Source organism: Achromobacter sp. UBA5777 (assembly GCF_002418565.1).
GTDB classification, from domain to species: Bacteria; Pseudomonadota; Gammaproteobacteria; order Burkholderiales; family Burkholderiaceae_B; genus Achromobacter; species Achromobacter animicus.
In genome coordinates, this window is the sequence record NZ_DIEJ01000075.1 from 1,813 (window position 1) to 17,051 (window position 15,239).

The following is a 15,239-nucleotide window of genomic DNA, read 5'->3' on the forward strand; positions in this document are numbered from 1 at the left end:
GTTTGTGGTCGAAGCCTTATCGGACGGCAAGCTGCGCTTTGACGGCCCGATGATGAACGGCATGGACGTCGACCTGGGCGGAACGGCCACGCTGCGGATCGGCGGCGTACGGGTGGTGGTCAGTGCCGGCAAGGCGCAGATGCTGGACCGCAACCTGTTCCGCGTCGGCGGCGTGCAGCCCGAGGAGATGGGGATATTGGTAGTGAAAAGCTCGGTGCATTTCCGGGCCGACTTCCAGCCCATCGCGCACGAGGTGCTGGTGGCCAAGGCACCCGGCCCGATGCAGGCCGATCCCGCGGATCTGCCGTGGACGCGTCTGGCGCCCGGGATGCGGGTGCGGCCGCAGGGGCGGCCGTTCGCGGCGGCGTGAAAACGGCATGGCCGGCGCAAAGGCGCCGGCCATGTTGTCGAAGGCGGCCGCAGTGGCCGCTATCAAGCGGTATTACTTCAGCTTGCCCTGCGGGCTGACGAAGTCTTCCAGCGTCAGACCCTTTTCCTTCAGGATCGCTTCCAGCAGCGGCTGCAGCTTGCCCAGGCTTTCCTGAACGGTCTCGCGCACGGTATCCACGATGACCTGCGTGCTGCGCTCGATCTCGATGTTGACCGCGTCGCCCACCTGCTTGTCCTCGAAGACGGTCATGCGGCGCGTCTCGGGGATCAGCCAGACTTCGAACCAGCCTTCAGCGCGGTTCACTTCCGACACGGTCAGGCTGGCGCCATTGATGGCGATGTAGCCCTTGGCGAACACGTATTTGCGGAACGCCTCGGGGATGCTGAAGCGCATGAGGCGGTTGGTGTCGGAGGACTTCACCATCAGCACCTGCGACGTGAAATCCACGTGGCCCGACAACGGATGGCCGCCGATCTCGGCGCCGTCCTTGGCCGCGCGCTCCACATTCGCGCTGTCGCCTTCGCCATAACTGCCCAGCGTGGTAATCGCCAGGCTTTGCAGCATGACGTCGAACGTGGCCTGATTTTCGGACAGGATCTCCGTGACGGTCAGGCAGACGCCGTCCGTCGACACGCTGGCGCCGATGGCCAGGTCAGTGCAGAAACCAGGGGGGAAATCCAGCGTGAAGGTGCGCAGGCCTTCGCGATCCGCGATCTTGGCGATCTTCGCGGTGCCTTGAACAATACCGGTGAACATACGGATCCTGAATGCGGGGCGGCAGGCCCCGGAAGCAAAACATCAACGTTAACCGATATTTTGCCGGGGGCCTTGCCGTGGGCCGCTGCCGGGATCATTGCCCTGCTCGCGGCCGCCCTGCACGCGGGATCAATGGCGGATCGCGATGGTCTTCAGGCTGGTGAAGCCGTACAGCGCCTCAAAGCCCTTCTCGCGGCCGTAGCCCGACTGGCGCGAACCGCCGAACGGCAGTTCCACGCCGCCGCCCGCGCCGTAGTTGTTGACGAACACCTGGCCGGCGCGCAGCTTGCGGGCCAGGCGCATCTGACGGCCGCCGTCGCGCGTCCACACGCCCGCCACCAGGCCATACAGCGTGCCGTTGGCGATTTCCAGCGCTTCTTCCTCGGTGTCGAACACCATGGCGGCCAGCACCGGACCGAACACTTCTTCCTGCGCCAGGCGGCTGTCCGGCGGCACATCGCGGAACAGGACGGGCGGCTGATAGAAGCCGGCTTCCGGCGTGCCGTCCTTCAGCTTGCCGCGCGCGGCGACCTTCATGCCTTGCGCCTCGGCTTCGGCCAGGAAGCCGCGCACGCGGTCCTGCTGGCGCGCGTTGATCAGCGGACCGACATCCAGGTCTGCCGCCGCCGGGCCGGTCACCGTGGCGGAAAACGCTTCCGACAGGCGCTTGAGCACGGTTTCGTACACGCCGCGCTGGATCAGCACGCGGCTGCCGGCCGAGCACGTCTGGCCGGCGTTCTGGATGATGGCGCCCAGCAGCACCGGCATCGCGGCGTCCAGGTCGGCGTCGTCAAACACGATCTGCGGCGACTTGCCGCCCAGTTCCAGCGTGACGGGCACGTGGTTTTCGGCGGCGGCATGCGCGACCATCTTGCCGGTTTGCGGCGAGCCCGTGAACGAGATGTGGTCGATGCCCGGATGCGCGGACAGCGCGGCGCCGGCCTCATGGCCGTAGCCCGTGACGATGTTCAGCGCGCCGGCAGGCAGGCCGACTTCGGCGGCGATCTCTGCCAGCTTCAAGAGCGACAGGCAGGCGTCTTCGGCGGGCTTGACCACGCAGGCATTGCCCGCGGCCAGTGCCGCGCCGACGCTGCGGCCGAAGATCTGCAGGGGGTAATTCCACGGCACGATGTGGCCGGTGACGCCGTGCGGCTCGCGCACGGTCAGCACGGTGAAGCCCGGCGTGTAGGGAATGGTCTCGCCGTGCAGCTTGTCGACCGCACCGGCGTAGAACTCGAAATAGCGCGCCACGGCGGCGGCATCAGCGCGCGCCTGCTTGATGGGCTTGCCCGTGTCGGCCGATTCCAGCTGCGCCAGTTCCTCCTGGCGGTCAAGCAGCGCGAACGCGATCTTCATCAGCAGGCGGCTGCGGACGGCGGGCGCCATCTGGCCCCACTCGCCTTCAAATGCCTGGCGCGCGGCCTGCACGGCACGGCCGACGTCGGCTTCGTTCGAGCGGGCCAGTTCCTCGAACGGCTTGCCATCGGACGGGTTCAGGACGGGAATGGTTTCACCGGTGGCCGCGGCCACCCATTGGTTGGCGATAAAGTTCTTCTGAGTCACGATGTGCGGAGTAAAGTAGCGGCCGAACGGCCGGTTGGGGGAAGCTGCATGTCTCGGTGCGCTTGCCGGCAGCTGGGCCGGCCGCGCCGCCGGCGCGTCGTGCGCGCGGGCGTTGTGGTTTGAATGGCAAGGTACGGGAGGCCTCCGCAACTTGTCAATTGGAATGACAGCTTTAATCCCAACCTTCAGGATATTTTTCTGGATGATCGGGTTATCCCTAATATTTCAGGGGCTTAGCGGCCCGCCGGTTAGTCATGCCGCATGACAACCCGTCCCTACTTGAAGGAGCGCCCGATGAGCAACGTGCGTGACCCGCAGCTTGAATCGCTGCTGGCCGCGGCCACCCGCCCCCGTCCCGAACTGGACGTGCTGGCCGAGGTGGCGTCCGGCCTGGGCTATGTCCGCGCCGAGCGTTTTGCCGAGCGCGTCTACGAAAGCCTGTTCTATGCGATCGCCACCGGCAAGATCGCCCCCGGCAGCAAGCTGCCGACCGAACTGGAACTGGCCGCGCTCTTTGAAGTGTCGCGGCCCGTCGTGCGCCAGGCGCTGGACCGGCTGCGTGAAGACCAGCTCGTGGACTCGATCCGCGGATCGGGCTCCTACGTGAAGTCCAAACCGGACCTGATGGGCGGCATGCCCGCCGTGGACCCCGCGCGCCGCGTCGGCCACATCCTGGAAGGCCTGGAACTGCGCATGGTGATCGAGCCCGAATGCGCGCACCTGGCCGCGCTGCGCCGCACACCCGAAGACCTGCAGGAAATGGACCGCATGCTGACCGGCTACGAAGAGGCCGACGCATCGGGCGCCATCGCCCACCATCACGACTATGGCTTTCATCGCGCCATTGCCACGGCCACCGGCAACCAGCGCTTCGTGCAGGTGCTCAAGTCGCTGGAATACGACGTGAGCCACGCCGTGAACGTCATGCGCCATCTGGTCCACAGCGAACCCTGGAAGCGCACGCGCGCCGCCATCGACGAACACCGCCACATCTACAAACTGATCCGCGATCAGGATGCCGAGGGCGCGCGCAACGTCATGCGCGCCCATATCGAAAAAGCCCGCAGCCGCATGCTAAATAGCGGCTCGGAACACTGAGCAGGAAGCCGTACCCCATGTCATCGCAACGCCCGCAACTGAACCTGAACCAGCAACTCGTCATCGTCACCGGCGCCAGCCGCGGCCTGGGCGCCGCCATCGCGCAGGCCTTCCTGCGTGAAGGCGCCAATGTCGTCATCAACTATCTGAACAGCGCAGAGCGCGCCGAGGCTCTGGCGGCTTCCGCCCCGGACCGCGCCCTGGCCGTGCAGGCCGACGTGCGCGACCCCGCCGCCGTCGCCGCCCTGGTCGCCCGCGCCAGCCAGCACTTTGGCCAGCCGGTCAGCACCATCGTCAACAACGCCCTGCCCGCCTTCCAGTTCAACGGCGACGCCCGCCCCCACGCCGACACGCTGGACTGGGCGCAGATGAACGCCCAGATCGAAGGCAGCGTGCGCGCAGCGCTCAACACCACGCAGGCCGCCCTGCCCGGCATGCGCGCCGCTGGCGGCGGCCGCATCATCAACGTCGGCACCAACCTGGTCCAGAACCCCGTCGTGCCGTACCACGACTACACCGCCGCCAAGGCCGCGCTGCTTGCCTTTACCCGCACCCTGTCCCACGAACTGGGCGCGGACGGCATCACCGTCAACATGGTGTCCGGCGGCCTGCTGCGCACCACCGACGCCTCGGCCGCCACCCCCGACGCCGTCTTCGACATGATCGCCGCCGGCACCCCGCTGCGCGAAGTCACCACGCCGGAGCAATTCGCCGACGCGGTTCTGTTCTTCGCCAGCCCCTGGTCGCGCGCCGTGACCGGGCAAAACCTGATTGTCGACGGCGGACTGGTGAAGGGTTGATTGCCGCATCCGGGAAGCCCCCCGGATGACGCTAATGCGTCGTGTGTTACGGTGGACCGGCAAATCCACCGCAACCCAGGAGGCAAGATGAAGACACAGATCAGTTATCGAAAGCTCGACGGCAGCGACGGCGTGGCGCTGGTCAATGGCGGGATATCCGACAGCCAGCAAGCAAAGCAGGAACTGGCGAATTGGCTGGACTTGCCGGCGGCGGACGCAGCGGGCGGAAATCCGGACGATGTCGACGGCCGGCTGCGGCGCGGGGGAATCGAGCCGGGATCGGTTGAATTCAATCACATCAGCGAATAGCAAAAGCCAGAACCCCGATTCGCAGGAATCGGGGTTTTTGTTTGTGCGTGTCTGACACCTTGCGGCGGCGGTGGAGCTCCGCTGGCCGGTGTCAGACACTCAATATGCGCAGGCCGGGCAAAAAAGCGCGTCATGGCGGCGCGGTATCATTCCGCATCTGCATGGGGCGGCCTCGACCCCCCGAATTGCTCTCGTTTCAACGACGCCATCGAAGCCGGATTTGAAGCCATCGGCCCGTCACGCCGACGCGATGCCCCGAGAGCCGCGTAAACAAACATCTGAACAAAACATGAAACTCGCAACTTGGAACGTCAACTCCCTGAACGTGCGCCTGCAACAGGTCCTCGACTGGCTCGCCGCCAATCCCGTCGACGTGCTGTGCATCCAGGAACTCAAGCTCACCGACGACAAGTTCCCCGAGGCGGCCTTCAAGGAAGCCGGCTACCACGCTGTGTGGGCCGGCCAGAAAACCTATAACGGCGTCGCCATCATTTCCCGCGTGCCCGGCACGACGATGGTGCGCAACATCCCCGGCTTTGAAGACCCGCAGCAGCGCGTCCTGGCCCTGACCTTCCCCAGCCCCGAAGGCGACGTGCGCGTCGTCTGCGCCTACTGCCCCAACGGCCAGTCGGTCGGGTCCGACAAATACGCGTACAAGCTGGAATGGTTCGAAGCCATGCGCAAATGGCTGGCCGAAGAGATCAAGCAATTTCCCCGCCTGGCTGTGCTGGGCGACTACAACGTCGCGCCCGCCGACGAAGACGTGCACAACCCCGAAAAGTGGGAAGGCCAGGTCCTGGTGTCCGAACCGGAACGCCAGGCCTTGCGCTCGCTGATCGACGTGGGCCTGACCGACTCGTTCCGCCTGTTCGAGCAGCCGGAAAAGTCGTTTACGTGGTGGGATTACCGCCAATTCGCCTTCCGCCGCAACGCCGGCCTGCGCATCGACCACGTGCTGCTGTCCGCCCCGCTGGTCAAGCGTTGCACCGCCTGCGTCATCGACAAGGAACCCCGCCGCAACGAGCAACCGTCGGACCACGCGCCGGTCATCGCCACGCTCGCATTTGTCTGAAAAATATCGGCGCCGGCGCGTGTTGCGCAGCCGGGGGGAATTCCTGTATATTTCTGGTCTTGCTTGATTTGGGGCGGTAGCTCAGCTGGGAGAGCGTCGCGTTCGCAATGCGAAGGTCGGGAGTTCGATCCTCCTCCGCTCCACCAAATTCCAGACGGAAAAGCCTTGGACACTTTTGTGTGCCAAGGCTTTTTTGTTTCTACGGGCAGGATCTCTACGGCCCGTAGGTGGAACGTACAGCCCGCCTGTGGAACGGCAATATTTGTACGGCGAGCGCGACAGCGTTAATCGTTTCAACGGCAAGGCTTCAGCGTGTGCAGATCCAGCAGCGTGAACCGCCCCCCGTCCTGCCAACCACCCGTATCGATGTAGTACACATTGCCCAGCTGCGCCGGCTTGCGCAGCGTCATGTGTCCGTGGACCACCGCACGGACGTTTCGGACAGGTTTGGCATATTGCATTCGATAGCGGTCGATGGACCACAGGCACGCGTCTTCATCGTCCAGACTGAAGCCGGCGCCATGAATGGCTTGCCAATCGTCATAGGGAAAGTCGGCATGCACCAGACCGACGACACCGCCCGGCGTTTCCACCTCGATGGCCAACGGCAAGGCATTCAGGCATGTAGCGATGCGGACCTGGGTGTCGCCATCGCACGCGTCCAGCCATTCGCCGCCATGGAGGCGATGATCCACGTCGGGAATGGGGTTGTTCATGGCGCGCCGCCACGTCATGAGGTCGTGATTCCCGCAGATCGCATGAAACCAGGGGCGCTCTAGCCAAGCCAGAACCTCGGCGGACTCTGGCCCGCGATCAACGAGATCGCCGACGGCGAACAAGCGGTCATGCTCGGGGGAAAACCGGGCTGCGGCAAGCACGGCTTCAAGCCGGCCGAAATGGCCGTGAATGTCGCCAACGGCAAGGTCGCGGCCTTTGGTGTTTAGACCAAAGCGCTCTACACGCAGATTTCCGGACCTTTGAGCTGCTTCCACCCGACGTCCCCCGAATCATCCTTATAAGTTGAGGGCTGTCCGAAATTTGCAGGCAAATTTCGGACAATCAGCGAGTTTAAGCCGGGAGTTCCGCCTCACCCCTTCGCACCGCCTTCAGCACGCTATCGTCATGGGACGCCACCTTTCTGTCGCTTCGTCTGATTTTTCTAGCCGCGGCGTAGCGCCATTCCTAGACAGAGCACACAATCGAGGCATATTCAGCGGCAGCGCCGCGCGCCGCATCTTTAACCGATAACCCCCACGCGCCGACGCTGAATCTCATCAACGCTTGTATCCACCTTGGCATCCGCGAAAGACCTCCGCGTTCCTAAACAGACAAACTTGTGACGGTGATATCAAATCAATAAAATGACATCAATTTACGCCGAGAGGTTCCACATCATGGCCTCGATCACCGTCCGCAATATTCCCGACGAAGTTCACCGCGCGCTGCGTGCGCGCGCCGCCAAGCATGGCCGAAGCACCGAAGCAGAAGTTCGCGCCATTCTTGAACAGGCAGCACGACCCGAGGGGCGCCTCAAGATTGGCTCTCTGCTAGCGTCCTTCGCCCACAAAGCCGGTCCTCTGACCGAAACAGAGGTTGAATCCATCAACGGGGTTCGCGACAAGCGACCTGCCAAACCGATGGATTTTGAATGATCGTTCTTGATACCAACGTCATTTCGGAAGTCTGGAAGCCACAACCCTCCGCGCAAGTGATGCAGTGGATAGATGCCCAGAACTCCGAGACATTGTTCATATCGGCCATCACCATCGCGGAACTGCGACTTGGGTTGGCGGTCATGCCATCAAGCAAGCGACGCGATCACTTCTGCCGACTCTTGGAAAAAGAATTGCTGCCGGCATTCTTCGGGCGCATCCTGCCATTCGACCTGGAGGCTTCGGGCGCCTATTCCCATATGATGGCGAAGGCGCGCAAAGCGGGTAAAGCCATCAGCTCAGCCGACGGCTACATCGCAGCAACGGCAGCAACGCGCGGCATGATTGTTGCCAGCCGCGATACGGCCCCTTTCAAGGCCGCTGACGTCGCTGTCATCAACCCCTGGAACGACGTTTAAGGCTGAGGGAATTCGGGCGCTGCGTCGGCGCACGAATGCCGCGCAGTCTTTAACTGCGCCCCCCTCAAACCGTCTCCTTATCCAACCGCCGCACCGCCGCGCTCAGCGTCGAGAAATCAAACTCCTTCCGTCCGCGCATCACCAGCCGGATCAGCACCGTCGTCACCACCGGCACAAACGCCGCCAGCAGGAACGATTCCAGCAGAAAGGTCGGCTTGTCCCCCGGGGCGGGGAAGAAGAACAGCCCGGCGATCAACCCCGTGATGGTTGCCGTGGTCGCCGTGAACCCATCGTGCTTACGGCTGAAAAGTCCGTAAAACACCGGGAAGGCGGCGGCCGAGCACAGCAGGTCGGCCAGCAGGAACAGGTACAGCACGCTGTAGCCTTGCGACGCCACGATCATCACGGGAATCGCCATCAGCAGCACCAGCCAGCGCGCCAGGCGCTTCATGGTGGCGCCGCCGGCGTTGGGCATCAGGCGGCGCAGGTCGACCGCGATGATGCTGGACACCGCGCTGATGGCGGTGTCGGCGGTGCTCATGACCAGGGACAGGCCCAGCGGAATCAGGGCGATGACGAACCACGCCGGGGCGTGCGGCATGATGACGCTGAACAGCGCGATCGAGCTGTCGCCCTCGGGCGCCAAACCGACAAACGCCAGGCCGAACAGACCCATCAAAAAGATGAACGGCGCCACCAGCACGCCGCCCAGCAGAAAGCCGTTGCGCATCGTGCGGGTGTCGCGGGCCGCATAGATGCGTTGCCAATTGCCCTGGTGGAAGATGCCGGTCAGCAAAATGGCGACAAAGAAGGTCAGCCCCGCCTTCACGCCCACCGGGTCGGTCAGATCCAGCAGTTGCGGCGCCTTGGCCTGCAGGGCTTCGATGGTGGGCAATGCGCCGCCAGCCGCCTGCCAGCCGACGACGCACAGCACCACCAGCAGCGGCACGATGATCATCATCTGCACCTGATCGGTGAAGATGGACGAGCGCAGGCCCCCATAGGTGGTGTAGAGCAAGGTCGTCCCCATCACGATGGCGGCGGTGGCCCAAAGCGGCACGGGCGCCAGCATCGCGACCAGCTTGGCAATGGCGGTAACCTCGGCCGACAGCGCGATGAACAGGTAGAACAGCATGATGAAAAGCGCCAGGCCATACATGGGCCGGCCGTAGCGCGCCATCAGGAATTCGGTCAGCGTGTGGCCGTGAGGGATCAGTTCGCGCATGCGCCGGCCCAGCGGAATCATGACCAGGCGCGGCGACATCGACCCGAGCGCGTAGCCGATCACGGCGGCCAGCCCGCCCCAGGTGGCGGCCTGCGCCGGCGAGAAGAGAATCCACGCGCCCAACGTGGACGCCATCAGCGTCAGGATCGTGCCAAACGACCCCTGGCTGTTGCGCGCGACGATGTAGTCTTCCAGGGTGCTGCGCTTGCGCCGCGTGTACAGCACGCTGGCCACGGCGAACCCGCCCGAGAACAGCAGCAGCCATATCAGGGCGGTGATTTGGGTCAACATGAAGGTCGGTCCTCCCGCGGGCGGCCTGAGGCCGGACGCGTAACGCGGCGGCCCGCCGTCAGGGAGGCCGCAAGATGAATGGAATCAGGGAGGGCGCGCGAGAGACTTGCGGAGTCCTTCCCTTCGCCGGCATTACCCGGATCAGGTTCAAAGGGTTACCGCGTAGACGCGGAATCTCAGCCCGTACAGGGCTCCCCCAGGAATTGCCGCAAGGTTAGGAGAGCGGCGCGGCGATGTCAACGCGCGGCGTGATAAGCGTTGGGCCGGGGATGCCGGGCAGGCGCCGGGCTGCGCAAGCCCCACCCCCGCAAGGGCGCCGGTCTCCGGTTTTATGCTAAGTTCGCCCGCTTGCGGCACCCGAGGGCGTGCCGGACGCGGCAATTGATGACGCAACTGATGACGCAATCGACGAGCTGATCGCCATGATGCACCTGAACCTGTTCATTTTCGGCTGCGGCCACCATCGCGCGGCCTGGCGCCACCCGGACTCGGCGGCCGAGCGGCTGGGCGACATCAGCTACTACGAAAGCCTGGCCCGCACCGCCGAGCGCGGCAAGCTCGACGCCATTTTCTTCGCCGACGGCCAGTCGATGGACAACATCGGCGACGGGCCGCGCTGGTATCTCGAACCGCTCACCACGATGGCCGCCATCGCCCGCGCCACCACGCGCATCGGCCTGATCAGCACGGTGTCCAGCACGTTCTTCACGCCCTTTCATGCGGCGCGCATGGTGGCCTCGCTGGATCACATTTCCGGCGGTCGCATGGGCTGGAACGTGGTGACCTCGATGTTCGACGCCGAGGCGCGCAATCATGGTTACGAAGCCATGCCAGGCCACGACTGGCGCTACGCGCGCGCCGAGGAATTCGTCGACGTTGCGCTGAGGCTGTTCGACTCGTGGGACGACGACGCGCTGGTCATCGACCGCAACGGGCACTTCGGCGTGCCGGACCGCCTGCACAAGATAGATCACCATGGCGAACACTTCCTGGTGGACGGCCCGCTTACCGTGCCGCGACCGCCGCAGGGGCACCCGGTGCTATTCCAGGCGGGCGCCTCGGATCAGGGCCGCGATCTGGCGGCGCGCCGCGCGGAAGCCATCTATGCCGTGGCCTACGACTTGCCCGCCGCGCAGTCCTATTACCGGGACATCAAGCAACGTGTCCGGGCCGCTGGCCGCGACGCGTTCGTGCCGATCATGCCGGGCCTCGTGACCTACGTCGGCTCGACCGAAGCCGAAGCCCGCGCCAAGCAGCGCGAATTGGACGAACTGCTGCCCGCGGACGCCTCATTGCGCCAACTTGGCACGTTCGTTCTGCAGGATTGTTCGGGCTGGGAACTGGACGCGCCCGTGCCGCCCCTGCCCCCGCTGTCCGAGTTCACCGGCCCCAAGGGCCGTTACGGCACCATCTTGCGCATCATCGAAACCGAGCAGCCCACTGTGCGCCAGTTGCTCGGCCGGCTGGCCGCGGGCGGTGGGCATTGCACGATGGTGGGCACACCGGAGCAGATCGCAGACCGGATGGAACATTGGTTCAGGAACGAAGGGGCCGACGGCTTCAACCTGATGCCCCCGTCGCTGCCTGGCGGCATCGACGACTTTGTGGAGCAGGTGGTGCCGGTGCTGCAACAGCGCGGGCTATTCCGTAAGGACTACGAACACGCCACGCTTCGCGGGCATCTGGGCCTGGAACGACCGGGCCGCTGACAGGACAGACGCCGGTCTGACAGGCGTGGCGTGGATCAGCTCGTCTGGGTCAATGGTTCGCGTTCGGTTTCGGGGATACGCCGCAGGGCCGCCGGTTGCGGCCGGCGCGCGCGGGTGGCGATCCAGTCGTAAAGGCGAACGCCAGGCTCACGCATCAAGGCGGTGACTACGCCGCTGACCACCAGTCCCAACACGATCAAGGGTAGCCAGGCCATCATGACGCACGCTTGGAGATTGCGGCGACAGTACCGCGGGTGCGTGATCGGCACTTCGGCGCGCCAACCGCGATGGATTCGCGGGCTACCGCGCACTGCCTGATCTTGTCTTCAATGAGGATGTTGCACATACAAAAACTGCCGCCGCGGGCAAGGATGACTGCCCAGGGCGAAAATTCAAAAATGTAATGTAGCGTAGATCATGTTTCTACAAGCTTCACGAAACGGGGTGAAATCAAAATCCGCGTGACTTTCTGGCCTGCCCGGCGCCGCGCCGACATGCATGGACGCAAAGCATGACGCTATGCCACCTACAAGTCGGGATACTTGCTCACGATCTCCAATACGCCGTTGATGACGAACTGCACACCCATGCAGACCAGCAGAAATCCCATCACGCGTGAGATGGCCTCGACGCCGCTCTTACCGATCACGGCGACGATGCGGCCCGCGAAATGCAGGCAGACCCAGAACAAAAGCCCCAGCAGCGCGAACACGATGACCGGGGCCACGCCCACCACCCATCGTGCATAGTCCGGTGCAATGGCCGAATCGACCGACGACGCGCCGCTGATGATCATGGCGATCGTGCCGGGTCCCGCCGTACCGGGCAGGGCAAGGGGCACGAATGCGATGTTGGGGCTGTGGCGTTCCTGCGCGTCGGCCGCAGCTTCGGCCTCCAGGGCGCGCGGCTGGTCCGACGGAAACAGCATGCTGAAGCCGATGCTGACCACGATCAGTCCGCCCGCAATGCGCAGGCCGGGGATGGAAATGCCGAAGGTGTGCATCAGGAGCGCACCGGCGTAGTAGGTCACCAGCATGATCCCGACCACGTAGAACGCCGCCTGGGTCACCTGTTTCTGCCGTTCCTTGAACGGTATCTGCTGGCCGAGCGACAGAAGCAGCGTCATGGACGTCAGCGGATTGGCCAGCGGCAGCATCAGCGCCAGACCCAGGCTGACGAGCTTGCCCAGTTGAATCAGTTCATCAATCATGTCCGCTCGCTAGAGTGTGCGCGCCGTCTACTCTACCTCACGCGGCCCCGCAGCTCGGTCCACGGGCCGCGGCTGACCCGCGCGACCCAGAACGCGGCTCACCGTGACCACGCCGCGGCCATCGCCATGAGCATCGGCGCGGCTAATCATCAGCATCCATTAAACTGATGCAATTCCCGCAGCGGGCCGTGCTGCCTAGCATACAAGCGCCCGTTGCCTGCGGCTCTGCCGCGGCGCATTGCCATTGCCACCCGGAGTTTCCTCTTGACCGACCTCTTTCAATTCAGCCGCGGCACCGCCCCGCTGCTGATCTCCATTCCCCACCTCGGCAGCCAGATTCCCGACGCGCAGCGTCCGCACATGACGGACGTTGCCCTGCAATCCGGCGACACCGACTGGCATCTGGACACCCTGTATCAGTTCGCCCAGGCGTTGGGCGCGTCCGTGCTGGGCGCGCGCTATTCGCGCTACGTGGTCGACCTGAACCGCCCGCCCAACGACGAAAGCCTGTATCCCGGGCAGACCAAGACCGGCCTGTGCCCCACCCAGGCCTTTCGCGGCGATGCGCTTTACCAGAACGACGCCGTGCTGACCGACGCGGAACGCGCCCAGCGCCTGGAGGCGTACTGGAAGCCCTATCACGCCAAGCTGCGCGAGGAAATCGACCGCATCAAGGCCGAGCACGGCACGGTGCTGCTGTGGGAAGCGCACTCGATCGCCAGCGTGCTGCCGCGCCTTTTCGAGGGCAAGCTGCCCGACCTGAACATCGGCACGTCCGACGGCGCCTCCTGCGCGCCCGACATCCTGGCCGCCGTGCAAGAGCAGTTGAACGGTTGCAAGGATTACACCTGGGCCGTCAATGGCCGTTTCAAGGGCGGCTACATCACGCGCCACTACGGTTCGCCGGCTGACAACGTGCACGCCATCCAGCTCGAGATGTGCCAGTCCACCTACATGGACGAAACATACCCGTACGGCTATCGCCCCGATCTGGCCGACAAGGTCATTCCGGTGGTCGAAGGCATGGTGACTGCCGCGCTGCGCCAGACCACCGCGCGCCAGCGCTAAGCCCTGTTGAATCGCCGCCCGACGCCCCCGCCATGAACCGCTTTTCGTTCACCAGCACGGAAAACTATCCGGAATGGAGCCTGCTGCTGACGTGGGTGGCGGTGGTGGAAGCGGCGTCGGTCTCGGGCGCGGCGCGGCTGTTGGGTTTTTCGCAGGCGGCCGTGTCGCAGCGGATCAAGCAGCTTGAAGCCGCCATGTCGACCGAACTGCTGGACCGCAGCACCCGCCCTGCCCGGCCCACGCCGGCCGGCGAGCTGCTGTTCGAACACGCCGCGCGGCTGCTGGCGCAGGCCGGCGACATGACGGAAAGCGTGCGCAACCTTAGCCGGGCCAAGCGCAACATCGTGCGCTTCGGCTGCGTGGACTCGTTTGCCGGCACGCTGGGACCGACCCTGATCCACGGCCTGTCCGGCGCGTCGCGCCAGATCCGGCTGTGGTCGGGCATCACGCCCGTGCTGGACAAGCAGCTGGAAGACCGGCAGCTGGACCTCGTCGTCACCACCAGCGCATCGGCAGGAAAGCCCACCATCCGCAAGTACAGTCTGTTCAGCGAGCCCTACGTGCTGATCGTGCCGCGCTCGATGAGCATGGACAGGATCAACACACTGAAGGAGCTGGGCCAGCGCGCCCAGTTCATCCGCTATAGCGCGCGTTCGTTCATCGGCGCCGAGATCGACCGGCTGGTCGAGTCGCACGGCGTGATGATCGAGCGCACCTACGAATTCGACAATACCGATCCGCTGCTCAGCCTGGTCACGGCCGGGCTGGGCTTCGGCATCAGCACACCGCTGTGCATCTGGCAATCGCGCCATTTCCTGGACCAGTTGCGCGTGCTGCCGCTGGCGCCCTTTCTGGGCGCGGCGCGGGCGGACGATCCGGCCCTGTCGCGCACGCTGTATCTGGCCGCGCGCCAACAGGAGGTAGGCAAGCTGCCTGCCGAGGCGCGCGACGTGATCCTGATGGCCATGGAGCGCCTGATCCAGAAGGAGCTGGCCCCGGCGCTGGGGCTGCCGCCGGCCACGCTGTGGCGCAGCCTGCGGCGTTGAACGTAAAGCCCGCGGCGCCAGGAACGCGGGCTTCGGCAGCGAAGGGCTGCCCGCGGCGTTGGCGCGTTCAGCGGCGCCAACGCCGCATCCATCACGGCAGCGACGACGTCAGCGCCGGCACGGCCTCGAACAAATCACCCACCAGCCCGTAATCCGCCACGCCGAAGATCGGCGCGTCGCCGTCCTTGTTGATGGCAACGATGACCTTGGAATCCTTCATGCCCGCCAGATGCTGGATCGCGCCCGAAATCCCGACCGCCACGTACAGGTCCGGCGCGACGATCTTGCCGGTCTGGCCGACCTGCCAGTCGTTGGGCGCATAGCCCGCGTCGACGGCCGCGCGCGAGGCCCCCAGCGCCGCGCCCAGCTTTTCGGCCAGGGGATCCAGCAGCTTGAAGTTCTCGGCGCTACCCAGGCCGCGCCCGCCCGACACCACGGCGCGCGCGCCGCCCAGGTCGGGGCGTTCTGACGCCGCGATCTCGCGGCTGATGAATCGCGACAAGCCCGCCGCCGCCACGGCCTCGACCGCTTCCAGCGTGGCGCTGCCGCCTTCGGCAGACACCGCATCGAATGCCGTGGGGCGGATCGTGGCCACGACCACCGGATAACCGCTCTTGACCGTCGCGATCG

The 15,239-nt window shown here is 65.0% G+C and carries 17 protein-coding genes, 1 tRNA gene and 1 riboswitch; of the genes, 11 read left to right on the forward strand and 7 right to left on the reverse strand.

What is annotated here, in order from left to right:
- Positions 1 to 370, forward strand: a 370-nt coding sequence (locus B3446_RS05225; protein WP_291378123.1) for an MlrC C-terminal domain-containing protein, incomplete at its 5' end; no start/stop codon positions are given.
- Between the two features lie 72 nt (positions 371 to 442).
- On the opposite strand, the gene B3446_RS05230 is transcribed toward B3446_RS05225, so the two are convergent.
- Positions 443 to 1,147 carry a riboflavin synthase gene (locus tag B3446_RS05230; protein WP_056569982.1) on the reverse strand — a complete coding sequence of 235 codons (705 nt, stop codon included), beginning with the start codon at positions 1,145 to 1,147 and terminating at the stop codon, positions 443 to 445.
- A 129-nt stretch (positions 1,148 to 1,276) separates the two neighbouring features.
- On the reverse strand, positions 1,277 to 2,713 hold the full coding sequence (locus tag B3446_RS05235) for an aldehyde dehydrogenase family protein (protein ID WP_291378154.1): 1,437 nt from the start codon (positions 2,711 to 2,713) through the stop codon (positions 1,277 to 1,279).
- Positions 2,714 to 3,004: 291 nt separating this feature from the next.
- Here B3446_RS05235 and B3446_RS05240 point away from each other — a divergent pair, with 291 nt between their 5' ends.
- The 5 genes from B3446_RS05240 (at position 3,005) to B3446_RS05260 (ending at position 6,135) form a co-directional block, all read left to right on the forward strand.
- Entirely contained in the window at positions 3,005 to 3,808 is an 804-nt protein-coding gene (locus tag B3446_RS05240; protein WP_291378126.1) for a FadR/GntR family transcriptional regulator, read from the forward strand.
- 17 nt (positions 3,809 to 3,825) lie between these two features.
- Positions 3,826 to 4,608 (forward strand): 3-oxoacyl-ACP reductase, encoded by a 783-nt coding sequence (locus B3446_RS05245; RefSeq protein ID WP_175124167.1) that lies wholly within the window; start codon positions 3,826 to 3,828, stop codon positions 4,606 to 4,608.
- Positions 4,609 to 4,695: 87 nt separating this feature from the next.
- Positions 4,696 to 4,917 (forward strand): hypothetical protein, encoded by a 222-nt coding sequence (locus B3446_RS05250; protein ID WP_063952506.1) that lies wholly within the window; start codon positions 4,696 to 4,698, stop codon positions 4,915 to 4,917.
- A 289-nt stretch (positions 4,918 to 5,206) separates the two neighbouring features.
- Entirely contained in the window at positions 5,207 to 5,989 is a 783-nt protein-coding gene (gene xth / locus B3446_RS05255; RefSeq protein ID WP_175185134.1) for an exodeoxyribonuclease III, read from the forward strand.
- Between the two features lie 70 nt (positions 5,990 to 6,059).
- A tRNA-Ala gene (locus tag B3446_RS05260) sits at positions 6,060 to 6,135 on the forward strand.
- 147 nt (positions 6,136 to 6,282) lie between these two features.
- On the opposite strand, the gene B3446_RS05265 is transcribed toward B3446_RS05260, so the two are convergent.
- Complete coding sequence (locus B3446_RS05265; protein ID WP_291378131.1) at positions 6,283 to 6,981, reverse strand: metallophosphoesterase; 699 nt, start codon at positions 6,979 to 6,981, stop codon at positions 6,283 to 6,285.
- 402 nt (positions 6,982 to 7,383) lie between these two features.
- Here B3446_RS05265 and B3446_RS05270 point away from each other — a divergent pair, with 402 nt between their 5' ends.
- Positions 7,384 to 7,641: a FitA-like ribbon-helix-helix domain-containing protein gene (locus B3446_RS05270; RefSeq protein ID WP_191577356.1), complete on the forward strand. Its 258-nt coding sequence runs from the start codon at positions 7,384 to 7,386 to the stop codon at positions 7,639 to 7,641.
- Positions 7,638 to 8,060, forward strand: a complete 423-nt coding sequence (locus B3446_RS05275) for a type II toxin-antitoxin system VapC family toxin (protein WP_291378133.1) — start codon at positions 7,638 to 7,640, stop codon at positions 8,058 to 8,060. The genes B3446_RS05270 and B3446_RS05275 overlap by 4 nt, the downstream gene beginning before the upstream one ends.
- Positions 8,061 to 8,124: 64 nt before the next feature.
- On the opposite strand, the gene B3446_RS05280 is transcribed toward B3446_RS05275, so the two are convergent.
- On the reverse strand, positions 8,125 to 9,576 hold the full coding sequence (locus B3446_RS05280) for a sodium:solute symporter family protein (RefSeq protein WP_291378134.1): 1,452 nt from the start codon (positions 9,574 to 9,576) through the stop codon (positions 8,125 to 8,127).
- Positions 9,577 to 9,677: 101 nt separating this feature from the next.
- Positions 9,678 to 9,784: riboswitch (TPP riboswitch) on the reverse strand.
- Positions 9,785 to 9,998: 214 nt separating this feature from the next.
- On the opposite strand from B3446_RS05280, the gene B3446_RS05285 reads away from it, so the two are divergent.
- Positions 9,999 to 11,285 carry an LLM class flavin-dependent oxidoreductase gene (locus tag B3446_RS05285; protein WP_175185130.1) on the forward strand — a complete coding sequence of 429 codons (1,287 nt, stop codon included), beginning with the start codon at positions 9,999 to 10,001 and terminating at the stop codon, positions 11,283 to 11,285.
- 35 nt (positions 11,286 to 11,320) lie between these two features.
- On the opposite strand, the gene B3446_RS05290 is transcribed toward B3446_RS05285, so the two are convergent.
- Together B3446_RS05290 and B3446_RS05295 are read right to left on the reverse strand one after the other, a co-directional pair.
- A complete protein-coding gene (locus tag B3446_RS05290) occupies positions 11,321 to 11,503 on the reverse strand; it encodes a hypothetical protein (protein WP_191577353.1) in 183 nt (60 codons plus the stop codon).
- 308 nt (positions 11,504 to 11,811) lie between these two features.
- A complete protein-coding gene (locus B3446_RS05295) occupies positions 11,812 to 12,495 on the reverse strand; it encodes a MarC family NAAT transporter (protein WP_291378138.1) in 684 nt (227 codons plus the stop codon).
- Positions 12,496 to 12,759: 264 nt separating this feature from the next.
- On the opposite strand from B3446_RS05295, the gene hutG reads away from it, so the two are divergent.
- Together hutG and B3446_RS05305 are read left to right on the forward strand one after the other, a co-directional pair.
- Entirely contained in the window at positions 12,760 to 13,563 is an 804-nt protein-coding gene (gene hutG, locus B3446_RS05300; protein ID WP_291378140.1) for an N-formylglutamate deformylase, read from the forward strand.
- Between the two features lie 32 nt (positions 13,564 to 13,595).
- Positions 13,596 to 14,609: a LysR family transcriptional regulator gene (locus B3446_RS05305; RefSeq protein WP_291378142.1), complete on the forward strand. Its 1,014-nt coding sequence runs from the start codon at positions 13,596 to 13,598 to the stop codon at positions 14,607 to 14,609.
- A gap of 91 nt (positions 14,610 to 14,700) precedes the next feature.
- Here the strand turns inward: B3446_RS05305 and B3446_RS05310 are convergent.
- Positions 14,701 to 15,239 (reverse strand): electron transfer flavoprotein subunit alpha/FixB family protein (locus B3446_RS05310; RefSeq protein ID WP_291378144.1); only part of this gene is annotated, 539 nt, incomplete at its 5' end.